34 protein-coding genes and 1 tRNA gene are annotated in these 25,400 nt (G+C 69.8%); 16 read left to right on the top strand and 19 right to left on the bottom strand.

Features of this window, described 5'->3' with window-relative positions:
• Nucleotides 1–15: 15 nt before the first annotated feature.
• Both DP107_RS04390 and DP107_RS04385 read left to right on the top strand, forming a co-directional pair.
• Nucleotides 16–630, top strand: a complete 615-nt coding sequence (locus tag DP107_RS04390; RefSeq protein WP_185977171.1) for a metal-dependent hydrolase — start codon at nucleotides 16–18, stop codon at nucleotides 628–630.
• A gap of 327 nt (nucleotides 631–957) precedes the next feature.
• The gene (locus tag DP107_RS04385; RefSeq protein ID WP_144260935.1) at nucleotides 958–1,308 is read left to right on the top strand and encodes a hypothetical protein; all 351 of its coding nucleotides are present in this window, start codon (nucleotides 958–960) and stop codon (nucleotides 1,306–1,308) included.
• Here the strand turns inward: DP107_RS04385 and DP107_RS19835 are convergent.
• The 14 genes from DP107_RS19835 to DP107_RS04340 all read right to left on the bottom strand — a co-directional run bounded on the left by DP107_RS19835 (nucleotide 1,248) and on the right by DP107_RS04340 (nucleotide 6,584).
• Entirely contained in the window at nucleotides 1,248–1,415 is a 168-nt protein-coding gene (locus DP107_RS19835) for a hypothetical protein (RefSeq protein ID WP_185977170.1), read from the bottom strand. The two genes, DP107_RS04385 and DP107_RS19835, sit on opposite strands and share 61 nt — an antisense overlap.
• Before the next feature lie 57 nt (nucleotides 1,416–1,472).
• Complete coding sequence (locus tag DP107_RS04380) at nucleotides 1,473–1,928, bottom strand: hypothetical protein (protein WP_144260934.1); 456 nt, start codon at nucleotides 1,926–1,928, stop codon at nucleotides 1,473–1,475.
• A complete protein-coding gene (locus DP107_RS04375; RefSeq protein ID WP_144260933.1) occupies nucleotides 1,925–2,206 on the bottom strand; it encodes a hypothetical protein in 282 nt (93 codons plus the stop codon). The genes DP107_RS04380 and DP107_RS04375 overlap by 4 nt, the downstream gene beginning before the upstream one ends.
• A complete protein-coding gene (locus DP107_RS04370; protein ID WP_144260932.1) occupies nucleotides 2,196–2,606 on the bottom strand; it encodes a hypothetical protein in 411 nt (136 codons plus the stop codon). The genes DP107_RS04375 and DP107_RS04370 overlap by 11 nt, the downstream gene beginning before the upstream one ends.
• Nucleotides 2,603–2,761 (bottom strand): hypothetical protein, encoded by a 159-nt coding sequence (locus DP107_RS19830; protein ID WP_185977169.1) that lies wholly within the window; start codon nucleotides 2,759–2,761, stop codon nucleotides 2,603–2,605. The genes DP107_RS04370 and DP107_RS19830 overlap by 4 nt, the downstream gene beginning before the upstream one ends.
• Nucleotides 2,761–2,949 carry a hypothetical protein gene (locus DP107_RS04365; protein ID WP_144260931.1) on the bottom strand — a complete coding sequence of 63 codons (189 nt, stop codon included), beginning with the start codon at nucleotides 2,947–2,949 and terminating at the stop codon, nucleotides 2,761–2,763. Before DP107_RS04365 ends, DP107_RS19830 begins: the two co-directional genes overlap by 1 nt.
• Nucleotides 2,946–3,677: a TRM11 family methyltransferase gene (locus DP107_RS04360; RefSeq protein WP_144260930.1), complete on the bottom strand. Its 732-nt coding sequence runs from the start codon at nucleotides 3,675–3,677 to the stop codon at nucleotides 2,946–2,948. Before DP107_RS04360 ends, DP107_RS04365 begins: the two co-directional genes overlap by 4 nt.
• Complete coding sequence (locus tag DP107_RS04355; RefSeq protein WP_185977168.1) at nucleotides 3,674–4,657, bottom strand: 3'-5' exonuclease; 984 nt, start codon at nucleotides 4,655–4,657, stop codon at nucleotides 3,674–3,676. Before DP107_RS04355 ends, DP107_RS04360 begins: the two co-directional genes overlap by 4 nt.
• The gene (locus DP107_RS19825; RefSeq protein WP_185977167.1) at nucleotides 4,647–4,787 is read right to left on the bottom strand and encodes a hypothetical protein; all 141 of its coding nucleotides are present in this window, start codon (nucleotides 4,785–4,787) and stop codon (nucleotides 4,647–4,649) included. Before DP107_RS19825 ends, DP107_RS04355 begins: the two co-directional genes overlap by 11 nt.
• Before the next feature lie 319 nt (nucleotides 4,788–5,106).
• On the bottom strand, nucleotides 5,107–5,736 hold the full coding sequence (locus DP107_RS04350; RefSeq protein ID WP_144260928.1) for a hypothetical protein: 630 nt from the start codon (nucleotides 5,734–5,736) through the stop codon (nucleotides 5,107–5,109).
• Nucleotides 5,729–6,076, bottom strand: coding sequence for a hypothetical protein (locus tag DP107_RS04345; protein WP_144260927.1), 348 nt, complete (start codon nucleotides 6,074–6,076; stop codon nucleotides 5,729–5,731). The genes DP107_RS04350 and DP107_RS04345 overlap by 8 nt, the downstream gene beginning before the upstream one ends.
• A gap of 109 nt (nucleotides 6,077–6,185) precedes the next feature.
• Nucleotides 6,186–6,308, bottom strand: a complete 123-nt coding sequence (locus tag DP107_RS21075) for a transposase (RefSeq protein WP_185977166.1) — start codon at nucleotides 6,306–6,308, stop codon at nucleotides 6,186–6,188.
• Nucleotides 6,305–6,436 (bottom strand): hypothetical protein, encoded by a 132-nt coding sequence (locus DP107_RS21070; protein ID WP_272949820.1) that lies wholly within the window; start codon nucleotides 6,434–6,436, stop codon nucleotides 6,305–6,307. Before DP107_RS21070 ends, DP107_RS21075 begins: the two co-directional genes overlap by 4 nt.
• A gap of 73 nt (nucleotides 6,437–6,509) precedes the next feature.
• Nucleotides 6,510–6,584, bottom strand: a tRNA-Val gene (locus DP107_RS04340).
• A gap of 297 nt (nucleotides 6,585–6,881) precedes the next feature.
• On the opposite strand from DP107_RS04340, the gene DP107_RS04335 reads away from it, so the two are divergent.
• From DP107_RS04335 to DP107_RS04295, 9 genes are all read left to right on the top strand, one after another.
• A complete protein-coding gene (locus DP107_RS04335) occupies nucleotides 6,882–8,444 on the top strand; it encodes a hypothetical protein (RefSeq protein ID WP_144260926.1) in 1,563 nt (520 codons plus the stop codon).
• Nucleotides 8,445–8,585: 141 nt separating this feature from the next.
• Nucleotides 8,586–9,584, top strand: a complete 999-nt coding sequence (trpD, locus tag DP107_RS04330) for an anthranilate phosphoribosyltransferase (RefSeq protein ID WP_144260925.1) — start codon at nucleotides 8,586–8,588, stop codon at nucleotides 9,582–9,584.
• 1 nt (nucleotide 9,585) lies between these two features.
• Entirely contained in the window at nucleotides 9,586–10,284 is a 699-nt protein-coding gene (locus tag DP107_RS04325) for a phosphoribosylanthranilate isomerase (protein ID WP_144261256.1), read from the top strand.
• Nucleotides 10,281–11,975 carry an anthranilate synthase component I gene (gene trpE / locus DP107_RS04320; RefSeq protein WP_144260924.1) on the top strand — a complete coding sequence of 565 codons (1,695 nt, stop codon included), beginning with the start codon at nucleotides 10,281–10,283 and terminating at the stop codon, nucleotides 11,973–11,975. Before DP107_RS04325 ends, trpE begins: the two co-directional genes overlap by 4 nt.
• Entirely contained in the window at nucleotides 11,972–12,586 is a 615-nt protein-coding gene (trpG, locus tag DP107_RS04315; RefSeq protein ID WP_144260923.1) for an anthranilate synthase component II, read from the top strand. The genes trpE and trpG overlap by 4 nt, the downstream gene beginning before the upstream one ends.
• Nucleotides 12,587–12,700: 114 nt before the next feature.
• Nucleotides 12,701–13,660: a WD40/YVTN/BNR-like repeat-containing protein gene (locus DP107_RS04310; RefSeq protein ID WP_144260922.1), complete on the top strand. Its 960-nt coding sequence runs from the start codon at nucleotides 12,701–12,703 to the stop codon at nucleotides 13,658–13,660.
• Nucleotides 13,661–13,725: 65 nt separating this feature from the next.
• Nucleotides 13,726–15,039: a malate synthase AceB gene (aceB, locus tag DP107_RS04305; RefSeq protein ID WP_144260921.1), complete on the top strand. Its 1,314-nt coding sequence runs from the start codon at nucleotides 13,726–13,728 to the stop codon at nucleotides 15,037–15,039.
• A 222-nt stretch (nucleotides 15,040–15,261) separates the two neighbouring features.
• Nucleotides 15,262–16,515, top strand: coding sequence for a type IV pilin (locus tag DP107_RS04300; RefSeq protein WP_144260920.1), 1,254 nt, complete (start codon nucleotides 15,262–15,264; stop codon nucleotides 16,513–16,515).
• 780 nt (nucleotides 16,516–17,295) lie between these two features.
• On the top strand, nucleotides 17,296–17,574 hold the full coding sequence (locus DP107_RS04295; protein ID WP_144260919.1) for an amphi-Trp domain-containing protein: 279 nt from the start codon (nucleotides 17,296–17,298) through the stop codon (nucleotides 17,572–17,574).
• Nucleotide 17,575: 1 nt separating this feature from the next.
• Here the strand turns inward: DP107_RS04295 and DP107_RS04290 are convergent, their stop codons facing one another.
• Nucleotides 17,576–17,920 carry a BsuPI-related putative proteinase inhibitor gene (locus tag DP107_RS04290; RefSeq protein WP_238330774.1) on the bottom strand — a complete coding sequence of 115 codons (345 nt, stop codon included), beginning with the start codon at nucleotides 17,918–17,920 and terminating at the stop codon, nucleotides 17,576–17,578.
• 144 nt (nucleotides 17,921–18,064) lie between these two features.
• Between DP107_RS04290 and DP107_RS04285 the strand changes: the two genes are divergently transcribed.
• Nucleotides 18,065–18,829, top strand: a complete 765-nt coding sequence (locus tag DP107_RS04285) for a DUF2797 domain-containing protein (RefSeq protein WP_144260917.1) — start codon at nucleotides 18,065–18,067, stop codon at nucleotides 18,827–18,829.
• An 85-nt stretch (nucleotides 18,830–18,914) separates the two neighbouring features.
• On the opposite strand, the gene DP107_RS04280 is transcribed toward DP107_RS04285, so the two are convergent.
• Nucleotides 18,915–19,319 (bottom strand): hypothetical protein, encoded by a 405-nt coding sequence (locus tag DP107_RS04280; RefSeq protein WP_144260916.1) that lies wholly within the window; start codon nucleotides 19,317–19,319, stop codon nucleotides 18,915–18,917.
• Between the two features lie 115 nt (nucleotides 19,320–19,434).
• On the opposite strand from DP107_RS04280, the gene DP107_RS04275 reads away from it, so the two are divergent.
• Entirely contained in the window at nucleotides 19,435–20,508 is a 1,074-nt protein-coding gene (locus DP107_RS04275) for a zinc-binding dehydrogenase (RefSeq protein ID WP_144260915.1), read from the top strand.
• Nucleotides 20,509–20,576: 68 nt separating this feature from the next.
• On the top strand, nucleotides 20,577–21,089 hold the full coding sequence (locus DP107_RS04270; protein ID WP_144260914.1) for a hypothetical protein: 513 nt from the start codon (nucleotides 20,577–20,579) through the stop codon (nucleotides 21,087–21,089).
• Between the two features lie 8 nt (nucleotides 21,090–21,097).
• Here DP107_RS04270 and DP107_RS04265 read toward each other — a convergent pair whose 3' ends face one another.
• The 3 genes from DP107_RS04265 to DP107_RS04255 all read right to left on the bottom strand — a co-directional run bounded on the left by DP107_RS04265 (nucleotide 21,098) and on the right by DP107_RS04255 (nucleotide 23,860).
• Nucleotides 21,098–22,273 carry a DUF7118 family protein gene (locus DP107_RS04265; protein WP_144260913.1) on the bottom strand — a complete coding sequence of 392 codons (1,176 nt, stop codon included), beginning with the start codon at nucleotides 22,271–22,273 and terminating at the stop codon, nucleotides 21,098–21,100.
• Nucleotides 22,270–22,704: a phosphoribosyl-AMP cyclohydrolase gene (gene hisI / locus DP107_RS04260; RefSeq protein WP_144260912.1), complete on the bottom strand. Its 435-nt coding sequence runs from the start codon at nucleotides 22,702–22,704 to the stop codon at nucleotides 22,270–22,272. Before hisI ends, DP107_RS04265 begins: the two co-directional genes overlap by 4 nt.
• Before the next feature lie 67 nt (nucleotides 22,705–22,771).
• On the bottom strand, nucleotides 22,772–23,860 hold the full coding sequence (locus tag DP107_RS04255; protein WP_238330773.1) for an A24 family peptidase: 1,089 nt from the start codon (nucleotides 23,858–23,860) through the stop codon (nucleotides 22,772–22,774).
• 186 nt (nucleotides 23,861–24,046) lie between these two features.
• Between DP107_RS04255 and DP107_RS21065 the strand changes: the two genes are divergently transcribed.
• Together DP107_RS21065 and DP107_RS04245 are read left to right on the top strand one after the other, a co-directional pair.
• Nucleotides 24,047–25,063 (top strand): DUF7490 domain-containing protein, encoded by a 1,017-nt coding sequence (locus tag DP107_RS21065; protein ID WP_144260910.1) that lies wholly within the window; start codon nucleotides 24,047–24,049, stop codon nucleotides 25,061–25,063.
• A complete protein-coding gene (locus DP107_RS04245) occupies nucleotides 25,060–25,389 on the top strand; it encodes a hypothetical protein (protein ID WP_144260909.1) in 330 nt (109 codons plus the stop codon). The genes DP107_RS21065 and DP107_RS04245 overlap by 4 nt, the downstream gene beginning before the upstream one ends.
• The last annotated feature ends 11 nt before the right edge of the window (nucleotides 25,390–25,400 follow it).

Here is a 25,400-nt window from a genome sequence, read left to right as displayed (position 1 = left end):
TGGGTAGGTGGACCCATGCCAAACTACGAAACCCACCTTGGATTCGGATCAGTCTTCGGCGTGTATGCCGGAGCGATGTATTGGAAGATATTTGAGGGGATAATCGTCCCACGGGACGTCATTGCCGGTGCGCTGTTCGTTGCAGGGGCGTTCGCACTCGGCAGTGTCTTACCGGACATCGACCTCCACAATTCCAAACCGCGCAAACTGCTGAACTTCTACACGGTGATTGGTCTGGGAGGGTTGGCTGCCTATTTGACGGCTACTAACCTCTCCGGCAACGGAGTAGAGGCTACAAATCGATGGGCCGCTGCTGCCGCGATAGCTGTATTCGTGATTATTCTGGCAGCTGCTATCGTCCCACCGGTCGTGCAGGCGGTAATGCCCAGCCACCGAGGCATTGTACATAGTCCCCTGCTCTGGCTAATCGGGCTCGGATATCCAGCCGTTCGAATCTGGAATGACACGCTCGCTATTCCTGGCGCTTCGCCGGTGGTGGATCGGGCGCTGCTTGCGCCGTGTATGCTGGCTGTCGCGCTTGGTGCTGTGCTCCATATCTGTCTCGACCTGTTCGGTACCTCAATCGGTGGCATCAGTGGGAATCGACGGCGGCCGCAGTCGAGGTGGTGAGATTGGATTCAGTCGTTACCGCGGCAGATGTTCTCTGGGGTCCGATAGCCCTAATCGTGAATATTAATCAGCATGGTCTGACCACAGCGCCGGGCGAGGGATTCGCCGAAGTGTTTGCTTCAGCTGTCGGGACGATGCTGTGGGCGACAGCAGCAGGAGTGGTTGGACGGGTTATGCAGTAACTGTGTTGCCAGGACTGTAACGGTGGCTCAGCGGAAATCTGGATCCAGCACGTACCATCTTCTGTGAGGGGCATCGCTGCCCTAAGAGTAGGTGCGGCACTGAGGACACTGACAGTTTTTTAGACACCACTGCGTGCTAATTGGTATGGCCGAGTGTGAGCGGTGTGGGGACTTCACGGACAATCCCGCCGACGGCGAGTACCACTACTGCGACGACTGTCTCGACGAGTTCGCCGCAATCGAGTCGAACGGCGTAATCGTCGAGGAGGAGCCCGATAGTGGCGCGTACCACGTCATCGTCACGGCCCGGGACTCGTCGATGGACGGGGGGAGCGAAGACTCACAGGTCGATGCGCTCGCTCGCGGGAAGTACATCGCCGACATGGATGTCCTGTGTCCACTCGTCGATAGACTCGTCCTGCGAGTCGGGTGCCGTTATCCTGGTCGCCCCCATCCAGCAGCCACGCTGTCCCAGCAGCGCGTGTGCATGATGTAGTGCTCCTGCTCCGGTGCGTCCTCACCCAGCGTCTCGGCGTCGATCTCGACGTGGCGCTGACCCATGTCGACGTACAGCCGGCAGATGGCGCAGTAGGGCGTCGTCATGGGAATCCCACCTCATCGCACGGTTCGCCGTAGTACCTGTCGGTGCTGTCGGGTGATTCACTCATCGCTATCACCGTCCTTCGGGAGAGCGGTTCGCTCTCCAACGATTCCGTCGGTGTAGTGTCGGTTCATAACGACCGGGCGGATACCGTCATCGTCGCCGTGCTCAGGCATCGCCGTCAGAATCCAAGTCTGGTCTCGCTTTCGCAGCTCAAGCGAGACTGAGCCAGATGGTTGGCCGTTGATGTCGTAGCTTCCGTACGCGAAGTCGATAAGCTGCGCCCACTGCCGGAGGTAGGCGGGCGAGAACTGTCCGAGTTGCACAATATCATCCGGCTCCGGGCGCTCCCGGTGATCCATCGCTCCGACCGTGGCGGGCTTATTCGCGAACTCCGCCTCGTTCAACTCGCAGTACGGGGGGTCGTGGAAATACTCGGTCTTGTCGCTCTCGGGCAGCTGCGGAACGCCCGGAAGTGAGTCGATACCCGACTCGCCACTGCTGTCTTGCGTCATTGATCGAACCTCCGCTTGATGGAGTCGAACGCGTCGTGAAGCGCGTCGTAGTGCTCTGTCGGTACGTCGTGTTCGATGATCTCCTCGGCCTCCATCCGCTGTCGGCAGTCGTGGATGTCTATCGCCCACAACTCATCCGCCCACGCCTCGCCGTCGGGGAGCTGCTCCAGTGCGTGATCCCATTCTTGAACGGCACCGCGTTTCTCCAGATACCGCTTCTCAGCCTCGTTGCCCGCGTGGACAGGTCCGATGTTCTCGTCGGTGCTGTCACTCGGCATCGAGAAACACCTCCTGGCGGCAGCGGTGCACGAAGGACCACACCGGGTCCGGAAGGTTGTCCGGTGACTGGTTGGCCGTCCCGTGGACAACCCGTGCGAAGTGCTCCTCATGCGCCGGGAGCGCCGCGACCTCGCCGGCGTCGACGCCGTCGCCCAGAAGGCCGGTTACAATCTCTTTGAACGCCGTCGTCGGCGCGACGGCCCCGTACTGGTCGCTTCCGGGCTCCGGGTCGTGCCACATGCCCTCGCCTTCCGGCGGCCGGTCGTACAGCGGCAGCTCGCCGCCGTCGCGAACGCGCATGTAGAAGGCGTACCGCGGGTCCGTCGGGTCCTCGTCGTCGTAGACGTAGAACCGGTACTCCACATCAGGATCGTTGTTCTCGTCCTGCGAGCCGGTCATGGCCATCCCTCCTCGGGCTCGGTCAGGCCGTGGTCCGGGCACTCGATCTGTCGGTTCGGTGGCTGGGTCGCGTCGCGGACGTGGTCGACCCAGTTCATCTCCTTCCCGCACTCCCCGCAGTGGAACACGCCCGACCCGTCCTGCCTGTCAGTCATCAGTCGGATAGCACCTCGTTGAGTGAGTCGCGGAGCTCGCGCGCTTGCTGCTCGCGGAGCGTTTCGACGTGTCGCGGGTCGCGGATGTTCTCGTACATCTCGGTGTAGCGCGTGATGATGCGGATGCGCGTGCCGTCGTGCTCTGTCTGCACGGGTTCAGCCTCGTAGGTGATTTTCTTCCGGCTCATGCTCCACCTCCGAGCGTCATCTGCGGGTACCGATCGACGACCATGTAGGCCGGCGGGCGTCCGCCTGGGCCGCGCCGAAAGATGTGCACTTCGTCGCGGGTCCAGCCCTGAAGATCGTTGATGTCCTCCGGGGCGTACATGTTGAATCCCATCTCGACGAACGTGCCGCCAGGGCGGACGAGACGAGCCAGCTTCTCTCGGGCTGGCCCGGACTGTCGGGCGTGCATCCCGTCGTAGTGCTCATCAGCCTGTTTCTGACTCCAGGGTGGGTCGAATACCACCGTGTCGAACGACCGCCGCGGAAAATGCTCGTCGATAGTTTCCACGTCGTGGTGGGTGTCGGCGTCGATCTCGTCGTTGAGGTCGTTGCGGTGGATGGTACCGCTGTTGTGTCGGAGCTTGGTCCTACCAGCGCAAGCGTTCAGCACGTCGTCGTGGATGACGTGCTCGACCTGGTAGCGGATAAGACCGTTCTGGAACGTCCACCGGCCGACGTGCCGAGGCGTCCCGTCCTTCTCCTTGCCGCCGGGCGGCCAGACCGTCAGCGTGTAGCCGCCGCAGTCTGTCCGCCTCTTAGGTTCGGCGTGTAATTGCTCTTGGCTGTCTGTCGTCCCGCCGTCGGGCAGCAGCCAGTCGGGCGAGCAGCCTAGACAGAGCGTGCCGTGCTCGTCGTCCTCGACCAGCTCCGCGCCGCAGTCAACACACTCGTCGGTGCTGTCTTGCGTCATGGAGGACCACCTGCCGGTGCCGTAACCTCATCGTCGTCCCAGCGGTGGCCCTCAAGGCGACGTAGGGCAGCGGCGGCGATGTAGGCCTGATGCATCGCGTCGTCCAGCGCATCGTGCTCCACGCCGTCCTGCTCGACCTCTGGCGCGACCGGGAGCGACTTGACGGTCCGGAAGTCCCGTTCCTCGTGAAAGTCCCACGGCGCTTCCATGTCGACGGCGTTGAACGCGGCTTCCAGCAGCTCGCAATCGAACGATGGCGAGTTGGCCCACACCTCGTCCGCATCACCGTACCACTCGCTAAACGAGCGCAGTACCTGTCGAATGTCGATGCCTTTCGTCAGCTGCGCCTGCGCCGCCTCGTCCTGGTCGAGCCACCACTCCAGCGTCCCGGCGTCGATCTCCAAGCCCGCCTCCTGGCACGACGAGAGGCTGATGTGTCCTTCGTACTGGTCGCCGAGCAGGCCCGGGCCGAACCTGACAGCGCCGATGCTGAGGATGGCCGCGCCACGCTCCAGACCGAGCGTTTCGATGTCGACCATCACCCGGTCGAGTGACCCGCCACTGCTGTCGGGTGCCCCGCCGTCCGTTCGCACTTCAGGCTGGTCTACCGGGCCAGTACGGTCCTCCTCAGCGATGGTGACACGGTAGAACCAGCCCTCTTCGGGCACCTCGCCGTGGAACTCCTCGATGGCGCGCTCCCACTCGGACGGACCGTCGAAGCCTGCCTGATGGTAGAACTCGGCCATCCGGTGGTAGATGGTGCGCCGCTCCTCGGTGTGCTCGACGAGTTCGATCTCGCAGTCGTACTGCTTCGGCTCGGTACGCCCGTAGCGGACGTGTGTCTCGCCCGTCGTGCGGTCGCTGGTCCGGAACGTCAGAACGTGGCCGTGCTCCTCCAGCTGGGCTCGAGCGCGCTCGTTTGCGAATATGACCGGCCCCACGCGACCACCCGACCCGTCGGTGCGGGAATCAATCGACATGCGCGCCCACCTCCGCGAGCTGCTGTTCGACGGCGCGGCGGATGAACGCCGAGCGGTCCTCCTCGATTTCGTCCAGTGTCGCCACGGTCTCACTGTCGAGATACGTGACAACGCGTGCTTTCGGTGGCACATCAGACCATGCACCCATGCACCCACCACATCCAGGACTCGCTAACACGGGTGTTAGCGAAATCCGAATGTGGCGATATCGCTAACAGCGTTGTTAGAGAAATCGGCTGCCTGGTGTGAGAGAGGCGGGCCGTCTCGGCCCGCCCTCATGGGGTAAGAGAGGGCGGGCCATCGTCTCCTCGTGTGAGAGAAAATGCGTGCACGTTATTGCGGATGCGGCTGCGTAATCGGCGAGAGGGTGGTGGGCGGGGGCTTGCCCCGCGTTTCTCTAACACCACTCGCGGGATTTCGCTCACAACGGTGTGAGCGATATTCGGCCGTCATTCCCCCACCTCAACGAGTAGCTTGTACGTGGTGTGGTCGGTGTTGTCCGGCGACGTCTTCTCGTGGTACTCCCACTCGCCGCCGGTGACGTGCTTGCGGCCGTGCTGGTCGACCGCGGCCTCACCGCCCGAGAGCTCGGCGAGGCGCTTCATGGCCCGATACACCTGCTCCCAGTGGAGATCCTCGTCGAGGTCCTGCTCAAGCTTCCGCTTCGTCCGGTTGGGCTGGTACTTGGCCGTGCTGTTACGCTTTGTGTCAACGTACCAGCGCCCTTCGCCGTCCTCCATGCTGAGCTCCGGCCACAGCTCGTAGATCGCGACGGCGCGACGCTCCGAGGCCGAGAGCTTCTCCTCGAGGTCGCCGTCGAGCGAGGAGTACCGCTCCAACTGTGTCGACCCGGTGATTTGGTCGCCCCCCTCGACCGCGGCCTCTAGGTCGGAGACGCGGTTCGCCACGTTAGCGAGATCCTGTCGGAGTTGCTGGTTGGTGTCGCGCTCGGCGTCGAGTTCGACCTCGAGCTCGGCGACGCGTTCGCGCAGCGCGGCGACCTCGTCTTTGCCGTCGGGCTGGCCCATCGCCGAGTCCATGACGGCCGTGTCACGGTCCGAGAGCGCGCCATCAGTCATCTGCGACCACCTCGCCGGACTCGTCGATAGCGACACCGGGCTCGCTGGGGCCGAACGCGGCGACGGTGTCGTCCGCCCGTAACGCGCGGAGTGTCCGCCCGCGTGGGCTATCGTTCGGCAGTCGCAGGGCGGCCTTCTGGCTCGCGGTCAGCTCGCAGAACGGGCAGCCGTCGCGTGGCTCAGGGCGGTCGAAGGCCGCCCGGAACGGGCGGAACCACTCGAAACACGAGGGACAGCACTCCCAGAAGCGGCGACACTCCGGGCAGCGATGCCGGTCGCCGACGTCGTCGCGGATGATGACGGCGGGCGCGAGCGTCGCGCCGCACTCGCAGTCGATCATCGGGCATCGACCCCCTGGAGGAAGCGGCCGGTTCGGCAGCGGGGACACTCCGTGCGGTCGTGGGGCAGCGTCCGCCCGCAGGCGGTACACTGCAACGGCCGACGGTAGGTCATCGGCGACCACCTCCGTCGGTGGTCGTCTCGTCACCGACGAGATCCTTCCCGCACTCCGAACAGCGGTAGACCCGTGTCGACTCGCGCCCGCATGCGGGACAGGTGACCGTCCGGCTCATGGCCGACACCTTCCGTCGTCCCGCGCCGTGCAGTCAGGCTCCGCGTCGGGGTCGAACCGCTCCCCGCAGAACCAGCAGATGGGATCGGGGAGTTCCGACACGTCAAGCGAGCGCCGCGGCTCGCTCATACGACATCACCCCGACGAGACCGCGTCGCCTGAAAAACGGCTTGATATGCCCTGTAGGGCTTTTTTACTGGAGTGGGTTGGGGCGGATTTGAACCGCCGGCCTCCTCCATGTCAAGGAGGTGTCATAACCGACCTAGACCACCAACCCAACCGTACCCACTCGTACCGCGCTCGGTTGTTTGAAGGTTTCGGAACGGGCCCCACCGGCGTCCGGAGCGTGGCCGTTCCCTTTCGACTGGACCCACGAAACCGCGGGGAGCTACCGCTGTTGTTGGCCGACCGTGACGCCGTTCGACCGATTCATCGTATCCGTCGACAAGCCCCTCGGTCACCGTTTCGAGCCGCTTGAGCGGCGGTCGTAGCGTGACCCGCGTACACACGTATAAACCGCCGGATATAGCGCCCACAACGGGTATCCTACGAGATACGGACGTACGGACAGAGCATGGCAGTCAGCACTGCACGGAAGATCGCGGCAGTCCTCTTCGCCGTGGCGATGGTCGGCAGCGTCGCTGTCGGCCCGGCCCTGGCGGACGACGACGACGACGTCAGCGTCGGTGACGATGGCGTCAACGTGGGGGGCGATGACGGGACGACCGTCAGCGCAGGAGACGACGACGACACGAACGGTAGCGCGACGGTCGACGCGGACGTCGACTCCGACGGTGCTGACGGCAGCGTCGAAGTCAGTGGGGGGGACGGCGACGGAACCGATGGCTCCGTCGACTGCGACCTGAGCTCGGCCGACTGCGAGACCAGCGGTGGGGACGAGGACGGCGGCAGCGCCCCGGAAACGCCCGATTTCGACGGCCTCCCCGAGGGGGACCTGCCGGACGCCGGGGCGCCGGGTGGCGACAGCGGCTCCACTGTCCCGACCGACCCCATCACCACGCCCGAGGTGCCCGTCGATGCGCCTGACCTCCCGGTCTCCTACACGAGTGAGGGCATCAAAGCCCAGGGGGAGACGGTCGTTCCGTTCGCCGCCCTGCCGGACTTCTGCAACCCGCCGTACGGCGTGGACGACGTCCAGGAGAACAACCCGGTCGACCCGACCGACCCCTTCGGCGGCACGCCGGTCAAGGAGCAGCTCCCGGGCGAGATCCAGGAGCCCCCGAGTACGCCGGTCGGGAACCCGCTCGGCCTGGTCGGTGCACCGATTGGCCAGTGCGAGGTCTTCAACCCGTACGATCCGGCCGTCAACCCGACGAGTCCCCCGGACGACCCGAGCGCGACGGTCAGTTACAACTACGCGACTATGGAGGACGGCGTAATCCTGATCGGGGACGGTGAGGCTATCACTGGTGAAGACGGGCCGGGCGGCGAGACGTTCGCCGCCGTGGTCGCGTCCCAGGACTACAAGATCCTCATCCTCAGACCCGACGCGACGGATAGCCAGAGCCGATTCGGTGGGAACATCAGGATCGTCGTCCCCGGCAACAGTCTCGACCGCTCGAATTCGGAGGTCGGTGTGACTGCGTTCAGTCGAAGTGCAGCCCTGGCGATCGACTGTGATGGCTCCGAGTGCAAACCCACTGCAGAAGGGGTCCCCAGTGGCGAGTCGATCCCGGCGTTCCCCGCCGGTGGCGACGATGATGGCGATGACGGTGGGGCGGAACCGAACCCCTCCGCGGATACCGACGAACCCGTCGTCTACACTGACGACGGCCGCGTCGTCGTCTTCGACGACCGGGATGCAACCCTCGGCGAAGGGCTCCCGGGTGGTGAAAACCGGGTCGTCATCATCTCCGATGGGGAGCAGACAACGGCCAAACAGAACGCCCAGGGCTCACAGGGTAACAACTCGGTAAACGTCGATAACGACTACCGGAGCGGCGAGTACCCCGGCGACGACGACGCGCGGGTCGTCGCCAAGGCCAACGGTGCCGGCGTGGTCGCTGGCTTCGAGTGTGACGAGTACCGCTGCAGTCCGACGCAGGGGACCGGCGTCTACGCCGGGCCGGCCGGCATGCTGTTCGAGATGCTGCCGGACAACCCGACAGAGGAGTAGCGTCCGACCCGCGGCGCGGGACTCCGTTGACTTCCGCGTTCTCCGACCGGAGAGCCACAGCACCCGCTACCGATACAACATGCTTTTATCCCTGTACGACTTCGCCCATCACAACGCAGAACTGTACATCAGTGATTCCACATGCAGGACCACATCGAGCGCGTGGCGGACGGGACGGACCTCACACAGGCCGAGGCCCGTGAGGTATCGACGCTGGTCTTCGAGGAGGCGACGGAGGCGCAGATCGGCGCCATGCTGGCGGCACTCCGGGCGAAGGGCGAGACGGAGGCCGAAATCGCCGGCTTCGCGGAGGGGATGCGCGCCGCCGCGCGGACCATCTCGCCGGACCGCGAGCCGCTGGTCGACACCTGCGGGACGGGTGGTGACGACCACGACACGATCAACGTCTCGACGGCGAGTGCCATCGTCGCGAGCGGGGCGGGCGTCCCGGTCGCGAAGCACGGCAACTACTCCGTCTCCTCCTCGTCGGGAAGCGCGGACGTACTGGAGGTCGCGGGCGTGAACGTGGAGGCCGAGCCGGCGGCGGTCGAGCGGGCCATCGAGCGGGACGGCATCGGCTTCATGCTGGCGCCGGTGTTCCACCCGGCGATGAGGGCCGTCATCGGGCCGCGCCGGGAACTCGGGATGCGGACCGTCTTCAACGTCCTCGGGCCGCTCACCAACCCAGCGGGCGCGGACGCGCAGGTCGTCGGCACGTACGACCCGGACCTCGTGGTGCCGATGGCGGAGGCGCTGGCACGGATGGACGTCGAGCGGGCGCTGGTCGTCCACGGCGACGGCCTCGACGAGATCTGCCTCCACGGCGAGACCGTCACCGCCGAGGTCAACGGCGCGGACGTGACCGAACTCGAACTCGACCCGGGCGATTTCGGGCTGGACCGCGCTCCGGTCGCGGCCATCGCCGGCGGCACGCCCGAGGAGAACGCCGCGGACCTCCGCGCCATCGTCGAGGGCGAGGAGACCGGGCCGAAGCGCGACGTCATCCTCGCGAACGCGGGCGCAGCCGTCTACGTCGCCGGCGAGGCGGACTCGCTGGCGGCGGGGGCCGACCGCGCGCGGTCGGCGATCGAGTCCGGCGACGCCGCGGGGAAACTGGCCGACCTGTGTGACGGTGCTTGAGATGCCGGGGGACGGCGAGGGGCCGGGCCGCACCCGGACGAAGGTCTGTGGCATCACTCGCGAGGCCGACCTCGAGGTCGCGGTCGAGGCCGGAGCCGATGCCGTCGGCGTCATCACGGACGTCGTCGTCGACACGCCGCGGGACGTGTCGCCGGAGCGGGCCGCGGAACTGCTCGCGGCCGTCCCGCCGTTCGTGACGGGGACGCTGGTGACGATGCCCGACAGCGCCGAAGCCGCGGTGCGGCTGGCCGACCGCTTAGAGCCCGACGCGGTGCAGGTCCACGGGCTCGAGCCCGACCGGGTGGCGGCGTTGCGGGTGCGGGCCTCGGTCCCGGTGCTGGCGGCGGTAGACGCCGGATCGGCGCCGGCGTACGCCGACGCCGCGGACGCGCTGGTCGTCGACTCGCTCGACGAGGACGGCGGCGGCGGGACCGGCGAGACGACGGACTGGGGCCGGACCCGCGAACTGGTCGCCGGCCTCGACCTGCCGGTGGTGCTGGCCGGCGGCCTCGGCCCGGACAACGTGGCCGAGGCCGTTCGGACCGTGCGACCGTTCGCGGTCGACGTGGCCTCCGGCGTCGAGCGGGCCGGCGGCGGGAAGGCGGCCGACGCGGTCCGGGCGTTCGTCCGGTCGGCGGACCGGGCGCTGGACGAGGATGACAACCCCACCAGCGACGATACCGGCGAGGTGGAGCTATGACCGACTCCGAGGGGACGGGGGATGGTGGGACCACGCCGGCCCTGGACGTCTCCCGCGAGGAGTTCCGGGCGCTCGTCGCGGACGGTCGGACGACCGACGCCGGTCGGGAGACGGGTGTCGTCGTCCGCGCGGAGGCCCCGCTTCCGGTCGACGTGGACCCGCTCCCGGCGTACGCCGCCCTGACCGGCCGGACGACCGACGCGACGGGCGCGAGCCACACGTTCCTGCTGGAGAGCGCCGAGAAGGTCGCCTCCAGCGACCCCGACGGCGCCTTCACGCCCGACCGCGGCGGCGCCGACCGTCACGCGCGCTACTCGTTCGTCGGCTACGACCCCGCCGCCCGCGTGACGGTCCACCCGTCGGGCGAGGACCGGGTCGAGGTGGAGACGCTCGACGGGCGCTACGCCGACCTCGTGAACCCGGGGACGGGCGACACGCTGGACACGCTCCGGGCCGCGCTGCCCGACGTCGCCCGCCGCGGGTTCGATGGCGTCCACCGCCAGCGCCTCGACGGCGGCCTCGTCGGGTTCCTCTCGTACGACGCGGTGTACGACCTCCACCTCCACGAGGTGGGCGTTGAGCGGCCCGAGTCGCGGTTCCCGGACGCGGAGTTCGTCCTGACCACGCAGACGGTCGTCTTCGACGACGAGCGGGGCGCGGTGTCGCTGGCGTTCACCCCCGTCGTCAGGCCGGGCGACGACCCGGACGTGGTCTACGACGACCTGCTGGCCGAGGCCGAGCGCGTGGCGGGACTGCTCTCCGGAGTGAGGACACCGTCGCCGGGCGGGTTCGTCCGCGCCGGCGAGCGTTCGGGGCCGCAGGACGCGTACGAGGACGCCGTCGCGACGGCCAACGAGCACGTCCTCGACGGCGACATCTATCAGGGCGTCGTCTCCCGGACCCGGGAGCTGTACGGCGACATCGACCCGCTCGGGCTCTACCGGGCGCTGCGCGAGGTGAACCCGTCGCCGTACATGTACCTCCTCGACCACGGCGACCTGACCGTGGTCGGCGCCTCGCCGGAGACGCTGGTCTCGGTCCGGGGCGAGACGGTCACGTCGAACCCCATCGCGGGCACCTGCGACCGGGGCACCTCCCCTGTCGAGGACCGCCGGCTGGCCGGCGAGATGCTGGCCGACGGGAAGGAGCGCGCCGAGCACACGATGCTGGTCGACCTGGCGCGCAACGACGTGCGCCGGGTGAGCGAGGCCGGCAGCGTCCGCGTCGAGGAGTTCATGAACGTGCTGAAGTACAGCCACGTCCAGCATATCGAGTCGACCGTCACCGGTCGGCTCGCCGACGATGCCGACGCCTTCGACGCGACCCGGGCGTCGTTCCCGGCCGGGACGCTGTCGGGCGCGCCGAAGATGCGGGCCATGGAGATCATCGACGACCTCGAACGGCGCCCGCGGGGCCCGTACGGCGGCGGCGTCGGCTACGTCTCCTGGGACGGGGACGCCGACATGGCCATCGTCATCCGCACCGCGACGGTCGAGGCCGGCGCCGGCCCGGACGCGTCGGACCTCGTGACGGTGCAGGCGGGCGCGGGCATCGTCGCCGACTCGGACCCGACCGCCGAGTACGAGGAGACCGAGAACAAGATGCGCGGCGTGCTGGCGGCCATCGAGCGGATCGAGGTCGAGGACGGGGCGGGGCCGGCCGACGCCGGGGAGCCGGAGGTGTCCCGATGAGCGTCGAGGCCGCCGCGGACGTCCCCGACGACGCGCCGCTGGTGCTGTTCGTCGACAACTTCGACTCGTTCACCTACAACCTCGTCGAGTACGTCAGCCAGCACGCCCGGACGACGGTCCGGCGCAACACCGCGTCGCTCGAGGAGCTCCGGGCCATCGACCCGGACGCGATCGTGGTCTCGCCGGGGCCGGGCCACCCGAGGAACGACCGCGACATCGGCGTCACCAGCGACGTGCTGCGGGAGCTCTCGACCGACGTGCCGACGCTGGGCGTCTGCCTCGGACTCGAAGCGGCGGTGTACGCCTACGGCGGCAGCGTCGGCCGCGCCCCCGAACCGATCCACGGCAAAGCGTTCCCGGTCGAGCACGACGGCGAGGGGGTCTTCACGGGGCTGGACCAGGGGTTCCAGGGCGGGCGTTACCACTCGCTCATCGCGACCGAGGTGCCCGAGGCCCTCACCGTGACCGCCACCGCCGACCACGAGGACGTCGACCTGGTGATGGGCATCCGGCACGAGAACTACCCCATCGAGTGCGTCCAGTTCCACCCCGAGAGCGTCCTGACCGGCGTCGGCCACGACGTGGTGCGGAACTTCCTCGACTCGGTGTAGCCGCCGGTCCGGGCTCCCCGTGCACTCCGGCGGTCGGCTCCGAGTTCCTGTCAGCCACCGTTCAGAACTGCGTTTCGGGGAACGGTTACGGGCCGACCGGTCGAACGACGGCCCATGCTACTCGCAGGAACCGAGAACGGCATCCATCGGGTGACCGATGTCGACGGGACCGGGCCGGCGAGCGTGCGGACGGTGCTCGAGACGACGGGCACGATGCGGCTCCGGACGTTCCCGGCGTTCGAGGGCGTCTTCGCGGCCACGGCGTCGGGCCTGTACCACTCGACCGACGCCGGGACGTGGACCGACCTGGCGGTGCCCCGGGAGCAGGTGTACGCCGTCGGCGCGAGCCCCGACGGCCGGCTGTACGCCGGGACCCGGCCCGCACACGTCTACGTCGCCGACGCGACGGACGGTCTCGACGGCCTGGACTGGCGGGAGTGCGAGGGGTTCCAGGACCTGCCCTCCCGCGAGGAGTGGCGGCTCCCCCGGCACGAGGATCTCGCACAGGTCCGGGACGTCCGCGTCCATCCCGAGGCTCCCGACCGGGTCATCGCCGGCGTCGAGGTCGGCGGCGTCCACGTCAGCGAGGACCGGGGGGAGACGTGGACGGAGCGCCGTGACGGCGTCCACGACGACGTTCACGAACTCGCGGTCCTCGGGCCGGAGACCGTCGTCGCCGCGACCGGGTTCGGGCTGTTCCACACCGACGATGCCGGCCGGTCCTGGACCCGGCTCGACGAGCGCCACGACCAGCGGTACGTCCGGTCGCTGGGCGTCGTCGACGGCGACGCCTACGCGGGAGCCGCGCTCGGTCACACGGCGACGTGGCTGGAGGCGGACGCCGACCCGGCGCTGTTCGTCCGGCGCGGCGGCACGAGTGTCGAGACGGTCGACCATCCCTGTCCGGAGGAGACGGTGACCGGCATCACCGGGGTCGACGGCGATCTCGTCGCGGCGACCCACGAAGGCTCGGTCATGCGGGCGGGCGCCGACGGCTGGTGCGTCGTCGGGTCCCTGCCCGCGCCCGACGGCTTCGCCGGGAGCTACACGCCGCTCCTGTGGGTCGGGGACTGAGCCGGATGCAGAGCCCGCGCGTATCGAAACCTACTCCTTTCGACCGCGTGTCCCTCCGCGTGACTATGGCTGCACTCGATAAGCGGACCCACGACCTGAAGTTCGTGCGGACGTTCTTCACGACGCCGACGGCAGAGCAGGGGGAGGCGGACTCCGCAAAGAAGCTGCGCAGCGCCATCGGCCTGCGCGGGATGCAGGCGCCCGACGTCTGGGTGCCGGACAACGAGGACGCGACGGCCCCCAACATGCGCGACGAGGGCGCCGAGAACATCGCCGAGGTCGTCGCCGAAGGCGGCGCCGACTTCCCCGGCGAGATCCACCCGCGCGTCGTCTGGCACCGCGACAGCCCCGAGACGCGGTACAAGGGCTTCCAGCACATGCTCCACATCGCGGACCCCGAGAACGGCGCCGTCGAGAACATCGACGGGTTCGTCATCCCGGAGGTCGGCGACATCGACGACTGGAAGAAGGCCGACGAGTTCTTCACCATCGTCGAGAACGAGCACGGCCTCGAGGAGGGGAGCCTGAAGATGTCCGTCATCATCGAGTCCGGCTCCGCCGAGCTCGGCATGGAGAAGCTCCGTGACGAGATGGGGAAGGCCTCGAACAACCTCCAGCGGCTGTTCATGCTGGTCGACGGCGAGGTCGACTACACGAAGGACCTGCGCGCCATCACTCCCACCGGCGGGCTGCCGGCGTGGAAGGAGCTGCGCCACAACACCTCCCGCGCGGCCAGCGCCGCCGGCCTCATCGCCGTCGACGGCCCGTACGACGACATCCGCGACGTCGAGGGCTACCACGAGCGCATCACCGCCAACAACGCGATGGGGATGCTCGGCATCTGGTCGCTGACCCCCGGTCAGGTCGTCGAGGCCAACCAGAGCCCGCTCCCGCCCGCCGAGGGCTACTGGCTCATCGACGCCGACGGCCGCGAGGTCGAACTCGAGACCGAGGAGGGCGTCGAGGTGTACGACGGCGACCGCATCGAACTCGAGGCCGAGGACGGCGGCTACGAGCTGGAGGTCGGCGGCGACGAGTTCTTCTGCGAAACGGAGGAGGACCTCGTGGCGGAGCTGCTCGACCTGCTCGACTACGTCCCCTCGATGGACGACATCGTCGACTCCATGGAGGAGTTCGAGGCGGCCAAGGAGGCCGGCAAGGGCGCCATCGCGATGACCCAGGCCGCGACCGTCCGCATCGACGGCGTCGAGGTCGACATCGCCCAGGACCGCATGTGGGACGAGGCGACCTACCAGGCGCTCCAGACCCCCATCACGCTGTTCCAGGACGTCTACCGGAACCGCCCGGACCAGCACGGCGACCTCGCGGAGCTCTACAGCGAGGACGTCGTCGAGCGGGCGATGAGCGTCGGGAACTGAGCGACCGGCCGGTCCCCGGGTGGGAACCGGAACCGGATCTGCCCCCCGTTTCGCTCGACAGTACGACCAACCAGGGGGCTATACCCGCAGTTCGGGTCCAGTAAGCCCGCCGTCCCGACGGGTGGACCGCCGGAGAGCGGGTCGCTCGTCTGGCCGGCGTCTGCACGTCGTGACGATAGTGCTGAGACATTTATTACACGCAGCCGTATCACCGGGTGACTCGTGCGACATCTCGGCGGCCCCACGGACCGCGCCATCTCTCCGGTCGTCGGTGTGGCGCTCCTGCTCGCCATCATCATCGCGCTGGGTGTCGTCGTCTCGGGGCTGGTGCTGGGCCTCGCGGACTCCGACCCGGCGTCGCCGGAGAGCCGGCTGACCCTCCAGGGGTCGGGCTGTCCGGTCGACCTGGTCCACCAGCAGGGTGATTCCCTCGACGGGGACCGGCTCCGGTTCCAGGGCACGGAGGACCCCACGCCCCTGCAGGGCCAGCAGTTCGGGGCCGGCGACACGGTCGCCGTGCGGCCGACCGCCGACGAGGTGACCGTCGTCTGGCAGGAGCCCGACGACGGGTCATCGTACACCCTCGAACGGCTGGACCCCGGCGACAGTGGGGCCGTCTGCGGCGGGGTCCTCTACGCGGGCGACGGCGGAGCGTTGACCTCGATCGAGACCGGCGACGACACGCTGGAGACCCTGCCGATTCCCGGAAGCGTCGACGCGCTGGGGCCGGCCACGACCGACCTCCTCGGGGACGGCGATACCGACGTGCCGTACGTGAACGCCTCGGACGCGGTGCGCGTGGCCGCCCCGGACGGGAGCGCGACGACGCTGGCGACCAGTGACGACATCACGGGGACGATCGAGGGGTCGAAGACCCGGCTCGCCACCGGTCGCTGGTCGGGGAGCGACCCGTCGGTCTTCTTCGTGAACGAGAACCACGACACCGTCTACCGGGTCGCGGAGGGCGGGACGCCGACGGCCGTCGCCACGCCCGGCAACAACGCACAGGCGGTCGTCGGCATCGCCGACGTGGACGGTGACGCCGACGACGAGCTGGTGTTCGCCGACGGCAGCCAGCAGCTCCGGGCACTGAACCCGGGCGGGAGCGTGGACTCGCTCGCAGACGGCCAGCTGGGTTCGAACAACGGCATCGGCGCGGGCGCGCTCGCGGACTTCGACGGCGACGGCGTCCACCGCGCCGTCGGCGTGGACGGGAGCAAGCAGCTGAAGCTGGTCGGGGCCGGCACGGCGGCGGGCGGCGAGTCGACCACCGTCCTCACCGGCGGGGTGGCACGGAAGTCGCCGGCGACGGTCGCCGACGTCGACGACGACGGCACTCCCGAGGTCGTCTTCGTGAGCAACGACAGCGAGAAGCTGAAATACGTCGACGACGTCGGCGGTGCGAACACGGTGATGCTGCTCACCGACGCGAACGGCGATCCCATCCAGCGGTCCGAGGGGACTGGCGTGGTCTGAGTCGGTACACGCGACCGGTTCCGACGACGGTTCCCGTGCGTGAGATGGCGTAGCTGTACGGACACGAACGGTGGTCACCGGGTCGGCAGCGGCAGTCGTGACGGCACTGGCGGGTTGCTCGAGGGGCGGCGACGGTGGCGATGGTGTGGAACCGGCTGACAGCAGCACGGGCGCGACCGCGGCGCAGGCGCTTCGGCTGGCCGTGAACGAGGACGGGGCCGGGAGCGAATGGCAGTCGGTGAGTGCCACCACCCCCGTGACCGGTTCACCATCGACTCGGCCCAGCACGGGAACATCGGGCTCGGGGTCGACCAGTCGGGGGACGGGAGCGCCGACGAGGCGTTCGGTGCCGGCGTCATCAGCGGTGTCAACAACGACGACGTCCGTTCACTATCGAACGCGATACGGGCTACACGCCGCAGGCGGGGGACATCCTGCTGGCCGATTATCCGGCGGTCGGGAACCCCGAGGAGGCCGGCGACTGCGAGGTCGAACTCCCGGTCAACGAGGCCCGGACGGAGACGGTGACGGTCACCATCGAGTATCGGTTCCGGGGGGTGCTCGGCGGCGGCCGCATCGGCGCGTCGGAGCCCGCGCGACATCGGCTCGTTGTCGTACAGCTGACCGTATCGGCGTGATGGCCTCGGCGACCACCTCGGTGCGGGCCCCACCGGTGGGTCCGGGTGCCCAGCCCGAGCGAGGGCGCGTCCGAACGCGACCGCGGCCCGGAAGCTTGCGCGAGGCGATACGGGTATGACCCCACCCGTCGAAGTCACGCGTATGCCAGAGGAGGTGCTGTTCGAGACGGAGTCCGTGCGGAGTCGGTCCGAGGTCGCAACGTACCTGCGTAACGTCGCCGACGCCCTCGAGGGCGAGGGGGCGGTGACGCTGTCGGCGGGCGACCAGTCGATGTCGGTGACGCCGCCGAGGCGGGTCGAGTTCGAGGTGAAGGTCGAGCGCGAGGGGCCCGCCGACGGGCCCGGGGAGCTCGGGCTGGAGCTGGAGCTGGAGTGGGACGAGGACGCCCCCGACGACGGCGGCGACCTGACGATCGAGTAGGCTACACGGAGAACGGCGTCTCCGCACGAACCTCGGCCTCGCGGACCCGAAGCTCGCCGACGGCAGTGAAGTCACCGGGCTCGGGGTCGGGCCACTCGGTCTCGAAGGCGGCCGACTCCCCGGGCGCGAACTCGGCGGGGCGGAGCGCCTGTGCGAGGGCGCGGCCGTCGGACCAGCGCCACACCTCCTCGCCGTCCGCGGTCCGGACGGCGAAGTCGGCCCCACCGCTGTCGCGGAAGGTCACCCTGACGGGCTCGTGGCCGCCGTTCTCGACGACGAGCACCAGCCGGACCCGCTCCCCCGAGCCGTCGACCGTGACCTCCAGCGACGTGTCGAGCGTTACCACACCAGTTGTAGCCCCCCCGAAAGCATAGCGTTTGTGCGGGTTCACCCCCGTGGCGGCCGTCCGCGCACAGTCCGCGCGTCGGGGGTATCCATGCCCGGGGGCCGGTAGCGGCATCCCTTTGTCCGCGCCGCACCAACGACCCCTGTGCAGTTCGTCGGCTACGACCGGTCGCCCGCGCCCGCCCTCCTGCTGGCCGACGGCGGCCCCGTCGAGCGCGTGCCGCTCGCGTCCGGGACGGACCTGGCCTACAGCCTCGGCGACCGCCACTGCGCGGGCGCCCTCGTCGCGGACGACGAGGGTGACCTCGGGCACCGCGCCTGCCGGGCGGAGGGGGCGCCGTACTGCCGGGACCACACCTCCACCTGGGCGTGTGCCCGCTGCACGGGCGACTGCGACCTGCCGCTGGAGAACTGCCGGCGCGAGCACGTCTGCTACCTCGCGGCCTTCGCGCCGGCGGTGTTCAAGGTGGGCGTCACCAAGCCCGAACGGCTGCGGACGCGGCTGCAGGAGCAGGGCGCCGACCACGCCGCCCTCCTCGGGCGTTTCCCCGACGGCCGGGCCGCGCGGCGCCGGGAGGCCGCCCTCGCCGAGCGCCTGCCTGACCGCGTGCGGACCCCGACGAAGGTCGCCGGGTTGGCGCGGGCGGTCGACGGGGACGCGTGGACCGCCCTCCTCGACGGGTTCGACCCGCTGGAGACGTTCAGCTTCGACTACGGGCTGGACCTCGGCGGACGCCCGGTCCGGGAGACGCTGGCCACCGGCACCGTCGTCGGCGTCCAGGGTCGGCTGCTCGTCCTGCGTAACGCGGGCACGACGTACGCCGTCGATATGCGGGACCTGCTCGGCCACGAGGTCACCGCCGAGTCGAGCGACCGGGAGCTGCAGTCCTCGCTCGGCACGTTCGGATAAGTCGGAAATCCCGTGTGTTCGGCGGTTATCCCGCCCACAGCACGGTTACTCGGTAGCACCGTCACCTGCCGGGGGGTATCCGGGGTCAGTTCCCATACTTCGCCCCGACCGCGCCGCCGGCCACGAGCAGGACCCCGCCGAGTAGCGGGCCGTGCACACCGACCCCGCTCCGGTCGCCGCAGTCGGACTCCTCGCTCACGCCGACGACGTAGTCCTCGCCATCGTGGGCGACGACCTGGGCCTTCTCGAACAGGCCGCGCTGGACGAGCGCCTGCTGGGCCCCCCGGACCCGGTCGAACACGTCCCGCTGGTCGGCGGTCAGGTCGGCGTAGTCGACGCGGGGCAGGTCCGCGGGCGGCTCCTCGACCGGGGTGACGGTCAGCCCCGCGACGGTCCGGCAGTTCTGGGCGTCGACGTAGGCCGCCCCGCCGGCGCTCAGGGCGACCAGCCCGGCGAGCAGCACCGCGACACCGACGTACGAGGTCCGCATCGCCCGACACTAGCGGGGTGGCGGGGATGGCTTTTGGGTCACGCGGCGACCGGCGGAGGCGGCCACCGGGGCCGGCACCGCTACTGTTTTGCATGCGCCGGACGACGCCCGGTCCATGAAGGCCGTCTATTACGACGAGCACGGCGACACCGACGTCATCGAGCACGGCGACCTGCCGGACCCCGAGGTCGGCCGGGACGAGTGTCTGGTCGACATCCGCGCGGGCGGGTTGAACCATCTGGACGTGTGGACCCGGCGGGGGATGCCGAGCCCCGGCGAGTTCCCGCACATCCCCGGCAGCGACGGGGCCGGCGTCGTGAGCGCCGTGGGCGAGGACGTGGACCGGTTCGAAGCCGGCGACCGCGTGGCCGTCGCGCCGGGCACCTCCTGTGGCTCCTGTGAGTTCTGCCGGGACGGCGACTACTCCCACTGCGCGAACTTCCAGCTCATCGGCGAACACACCCGCGGCGTCCACTCCGAGCAGGCCGCGGTCCCCGAGGACAACCTCGTCGGCGTCCCCGACCACGTCGACTTCGTGCGGGCGGCGGCCGCGCCGCTGGTCTTCCAGACCGCCTGGCGGATGATGACCACCCGTGCCGAGGTCGGGCAGGGCGAGAAGGTGCTGGTCCACGGCGCCTCCGGCGGCGTCGGCCACGCGGCGGTCCAGATCGCCGACAACGCCGGTGCCGAGGTGTGGGCGACGGCCTCCAGCGAGGCCAAGCTCGAACTGGCCGCGGACTGTGGCGCCGACCACCTCATCAACTACGACGAGGACGACTTCGTCGACGAACTCCGGAGCGACACCGGCGGCCGCGGCGCCGACGTCGTGGTCGACCACGTCGGCGCGGCGACCTGGCAGGACTCCATCTCCGCGTGCGCGAAGGGCGGCCGGCTCGTCACCTGCGGCGCGACGAGCGGCCCGAAGCCGGAGACGGACATCTCCCAGATATTCTGGAAGCAGCTCGACATCCTCGGCTCCACGATGGGCACGCCGGGCGAGATGGACGACGTCCTCTCGCTGGTCTGGGACGGCACGCTCACCCCCTACATCCGCGAGGTGCTGCCGATGAGCGAGACCCCGCGCGCCCACGAGATGCTCCAGGACCGCGAGGGCTTCGGCAGCGTCGTCGTCGTCCCCGACAGCCAGTACGAGGCGGGCACGTACGGCGACGTGACGGGCAGTATCTGAGCGCGGCCTCCTGCGGCGGCGCGGACCGATAACGGAAACCTCCTTGCGGCACCGGTCGAAACGCCGGTATGCGACGACGGGCGGCGCTCCGGGCGCTGGGCGCGACGACGGTCGGTGGGCTCGCGGCAGCGAGCGGTTGTCTCGGCGCCGTCGGACTCACCGAGCGGGGGCTCGTCCGCGCGAAGTACATCGCCGTCGGGACCGAGAACGGCCGTGGTCGCATCGTCTTCGACGCCATCGACGAGGCCCGGACGGTCGCCGGCGGCCATCGGGAGGACTTCGCGGAGACGGGACCGCTCATCGTCTCGAAACCACTCGGGGACGCGCTGGACCGGCGCTACGACGGCGTCGACTATCTCATCGAACACGACTGCGCACCCGACGCCGACGGGGCGGGCGGCTGCGGGGAGGCCGAGCTCACGCGCGGCGATTTCAACAGCGTCAGCCTCGGCGACACCGCGGAGCTGTTCTACCGCGAGGGGAACGTGGCGCGGGTGCTGAGCGTCTCCAAGCCGGACGCGACGCCGACGGACCGGCGGACCGACAGCCCCACGGCGAGGGGAACGGGCACCGACCGGTGATCGGCGCCTCAGCGCGCCTCCAGCGGCGGGTACTCCTCCAGCGCCGTTTCCAGCAGGTCCCGCGTCTCGCGGGCAGCTGCCCGGTCCGATTCGACGGCGCCGGCCCGCAGGCGCTCGCGCTCGCGGTCGTCCAGTGCCGCCCGCGCGACGGCCGCCTCGCGGAGCGCCTCGTACTCGGCCGTGTGGGTCAGCTCGCGGACCGTCCGGAGCGTCGCGACGACCGCCTCGTCGGCGAACCGGCGGACGACGGATTCGGCGGCGCCGGCCCACCAGCGCAGGTCGGCGGCGGTCGGCGGCGGCCAGCCGACCGTCAGCGGCTCCGCGTCGAGCCGCTGCAGGTAGGTCTCGTTGGCGGCCACGCAGCGCTGGAACGCCGCCGGGTCCTCGACGTAGTGGCCCAGCTTGGAGTTGGAGTAGCCCGCGTACTCCAGCAGTTCCATCACCGACTCCTCGCCGACCGGCGACTCGCGGACGTAGCCGAGGAGCCGGCTGGGCGGCTGGCGCGCGTCCAGCAGCGGCTCGTCAGCGGCCGCCGCCAGCACCGACAACGTCTCGTGGGCCGGCGCCCGGCGTTTCGCCTCGGTGAACGCCTCGCTGACGCCCTCGTCGTACGTCTCGATGGGGTCACGGAGCCGGCCGACCGGCGCGTCGAGGTCGGCCTCGCCGTAGCGCAGCGTCTGCTCGATGTCCTTGAGACGCTCCTCGACGGCCTCCAGCCGGCGGGCGACGGCGTAGCGGGCGTCGCTGTACCGCTCGCGGGCGGTCTCCCAGTCGTCGTACAGCGCGGCGAGGTCCCGGGCCGGTTCGAGCGCCTCGCGGGCGCGATCGAAGTGTTTCTCCTTCAGGCGGGAGCGCTGGAAGATCTCGTCGGCCGTCTCGAACGCGTCCCGCGCTGGCAGGTCCTCGGGGAGGTCCGCGACGAACTCGACGAAGGCGTCCTGGAACTCCAGGTAGCCCTCGAAGTCGTCGTAGTCGGTGGCGCGGTCCTCGTAGCGCTCGAACAGGCGGTCGACCTGCCGGCAGGCGCCGGCCACCCGGTCGAGCGACGCCTCGCCGTGCTCGGCCACGCGCTCGTCGAGGCGCTCGTACGCGTCGTTCGCGGCGTCGAGCTCGGCGACGAGCGTCTCCGCGCTGTCGGAGCCGGCGGCGCCGCCGGCCATGCTGCTCGAAGCGGTGTCGGTCATGGGTCCCCGTCAGTCGCCGCCTCGTCGGCGTCGTCACCGTACACCTCGTCGGGGTCGAAGGCGCGCTCGCCGACCGTCTCGCCGTCGAGGGTGCGGTGGAAGCAGCTCTCGAAGCCGGTGTGACAGGCGCCACCCTCCTGTTCGACGCGGTAGAGCAGCGCGTCACCGTCGCAGTCGACGCGGACCTCGCGGACGCGCTGGACGTGGCCGCTGGAGCCGCCCTTCTTCCACAGCTCGTCGCGGGAGCGGGAGTGGTAGTGGGCGTACCCCGTCTCCTGGGTGTGGGCCAGCGCCTCCGGGTCGACGTAGGCCAGCATCAGCACGTCGCCCGTCTCGGCGTCCTGCGCGACCGCCGGCAGCAGGCCGTCGTCGAAGTCGAGGGCCACGTCGGCGTCGACCTCGACGCTCGCGGTGGACTCGGTGTCGCTCATGAGCGTGCGGAGGCCCGTCCCGAGGATAGGTCTTTTCGTGGGCGTAGCGGCGGCGAGCGCCCGTCGCTCAGAGCCCGTTCACCAGTGCGAACAGCACGTCCCCGAGCGTGAGCGCGACGAGCAGCCCCACGAACATGGGCACGACGAACGGGATGCCCGGCGAGACCCACACCCGGTCGCGGTCGGGCTCGGTCAGCAGCTCCAGGCCCGCCCGCAGGTCCGCCGGGGTCGTCCCGTAGGCGTAGCCGACGTCGTCGAGGAACGTCGCCGCACCCCACTCGTCGACCCGGTGGACGGCCGGCGTCGCCGGCGTGTCCGTCGTCGGGACACAGGGGGCCGGCGGGGCGCGGGGCGTCGCGCCTTGTGGGGCGTCGTCCGCCGTCGGTCCGCCGTCGGCCACCGGGTCCCCCTCGGCGACGGAGCCGCTGGTCGGGTCGCCGCGCTCGCCGGGCGTGGGCACGGAGTCGGGGTCGCGGAACCGTCCGGGGTCGTCCCGGGCGGCCGAGAGCGTCGTCCCGCGCCACCGCAGGTACATCCGGAGCGCGTCGAGGTCCAGCCCGCGGCGGGTGAACCCGTCGGGCGTCTCCAGCAGCGAGCCGTAGGTCCCCGCGACCGCGTCGACCCGGACGGGCCGGCCGATGAACATCGGCGGCGCGAGCCGCCCCCGGACGGCGTTCCCCGCCGCGAGGACCAGCGGATACGCCAGCCCCGCGAGCACGGTGTTGGTCAGGATGGTCAGCGAGAACACGCCCAGCGTCGCCCGGACCTCCGGTACCGTCCCGAACGGGAGCAGGTAGCTCGGGGAGACGGGGAAACAGAGCGAGAGCGTCATGATGGCCTTCGCGTCGGCGCCGCCGAACGCCCCCAGCCGCCAGAACAGGTAGCCGAGCGACCCCACCAGCCCCAGGGAGACGCCGGTGCGGACGAGCAGCTGCTCGCCCGTGAACGACGTGAGCCCGACCCGCGAGAAATCAAGCAGCAGCGCGACGAGGCCGATGACGACCAGCGGCGCCCACAGCCGGCCGTCGACCCGCCGGGTCCGGATGTCGTGGTACGCGGCGTAGCCGAAGGCCGGGACCACGAGCAGCCGCAGCAGGTCGGCGACCGTGCCGTAACCGGTCGTGGTCGCGACCCGGGCGAGTTCGAAGCCGAACACTAGCCGACGGTGGCGCGGGCACCGGATTAAGACTGCCGGCTCCGGGTACCGCGGCCGGATGGACATCCTCCGGCGGGTGCGGGACCGGGTCACAGGGGCGGCGTCCCGCACGTCGCTCGCCGTAGATTCCACAAAGCACTTATCCGCACACAAAGCGTTTACCGCGGCATCGTCACGGCCCGGCGTATGCGTCGTGAACTGACGCTGGCGGGCGTCGTGGTCCTCATGCTCGGAGGGACCGCGGCGACCGCCACCCAGGTCCCCGGTATCGTGAGCCAACCGACCGAACCGCCCGAGCCGCCCGCGGAACTGGACATCGTGGAGGCGACCGTCTCGACCGGTGCCGTCACGGGGAGCCGCGCGACCCTGCGGATGGGGCTGGGCCTGACCCACCGTGGCAGCCCTGCGGAGTCGGTGTCCGTCCGCTACCGGGCGGTCGAGCCCGACTCCGAACTGGTCGTCGACCGGCACGTCGAGCGCGTCGGCACCGTGACCGGGACGGCCGAGCGGACGGTCAACGGGACGCTGACGGTCCCCCGCGAGGGCGAGTACGAGCTCGAGGCCATCGTCTACGAGAACGGCACCCGGGTCCGGTCGACGCGGACCCGGGTCGCCGGCCTGACCGGTCTGCGCCCGGACTACGCCCGCTCGGACGTGCGGTTCCATCGCTTCTCCGGCGTGGGGCTGCCGGTCGTCCAGTACAGCATCGCCGCGGCCGGCAACCGAACGGCGCTCGACGTCTCGACGTTCCTCACCAACGGCGGCGGTGACCCGGTCGAGGACCTCCGCGTGACGGTCTACGCCCGGCAGGTGGATTCGAACATCGTCGCCGACCGCGCGTCGATGCGGATCGACCGTATCGGCAGCGGCGAGACCGTCACGCCCGGGGCCGAACTGACCGTCCCCGACGAGTACAACTACTATCTGGAGGCGGTGCTCTGGAAGGACGACGTCATCGTCGACACCGCCCGCTCGGGTGCGGCCCTGGCCCCCCGCGAGCGCGTCCCCGAGAACGAAACCGTCCGCGAGAACGACGTCGACGTGGGTGAGTTCGACGAGGAGACGCCGACGGAGACCGCTGTTGCGGAGGAGACCGTCACGGAGCAGGCGACCGAGGCCGGCGGGCAGCCCGGATTCGGCATCGTCGCCGCGATGGTGGCCGCGTTCGCTGGCCTCCTCGCGGTCCGGAGGTGGTCGGCATGACCGACGACGTGCCGGCGGACGGCGGAGCCGGTGAACGGGGCGACCATCGGACGAGCGGGCCCTCGGCTCGCTCGTCAGAGGCGGCGGACGACACGTTCCCGGACCCCGAGACGACGGCCCGCTACCTCCAGTGGGGGGCGCTCGCAGCGTTCTCGCTCCTCGGAGTCATCGCAGCGGTCGGGCTGTACACGAGTGCCGGTCGCGTCATCGACCTGTGGGTGACCGCACGCTACCAGCCCGTCGTCCGGACGGTGTTCAACGCGGCCCTGCTTCTCGCCTCGACCGCCGGCGTCTCGGCGGTCCTGCGGGAACTGGACGACGATTGAGGACCGTCCGT

It is taken from the genome of Haloglomus irregulare, from assembly GCF_007421925.1.
Taxonomy (GTDB): domain Archaea; phylum Halobacteriota; class Halobacteria; order Halobacteriales; family Haloarculaceae; genus Haloglomus; species Haloglomus irregulare.
The sequence above is the reverse complement of the archived record's forward strand: the minus strand, read 5'-3'. Positions and strand labels throughout refer to the sequence as shown.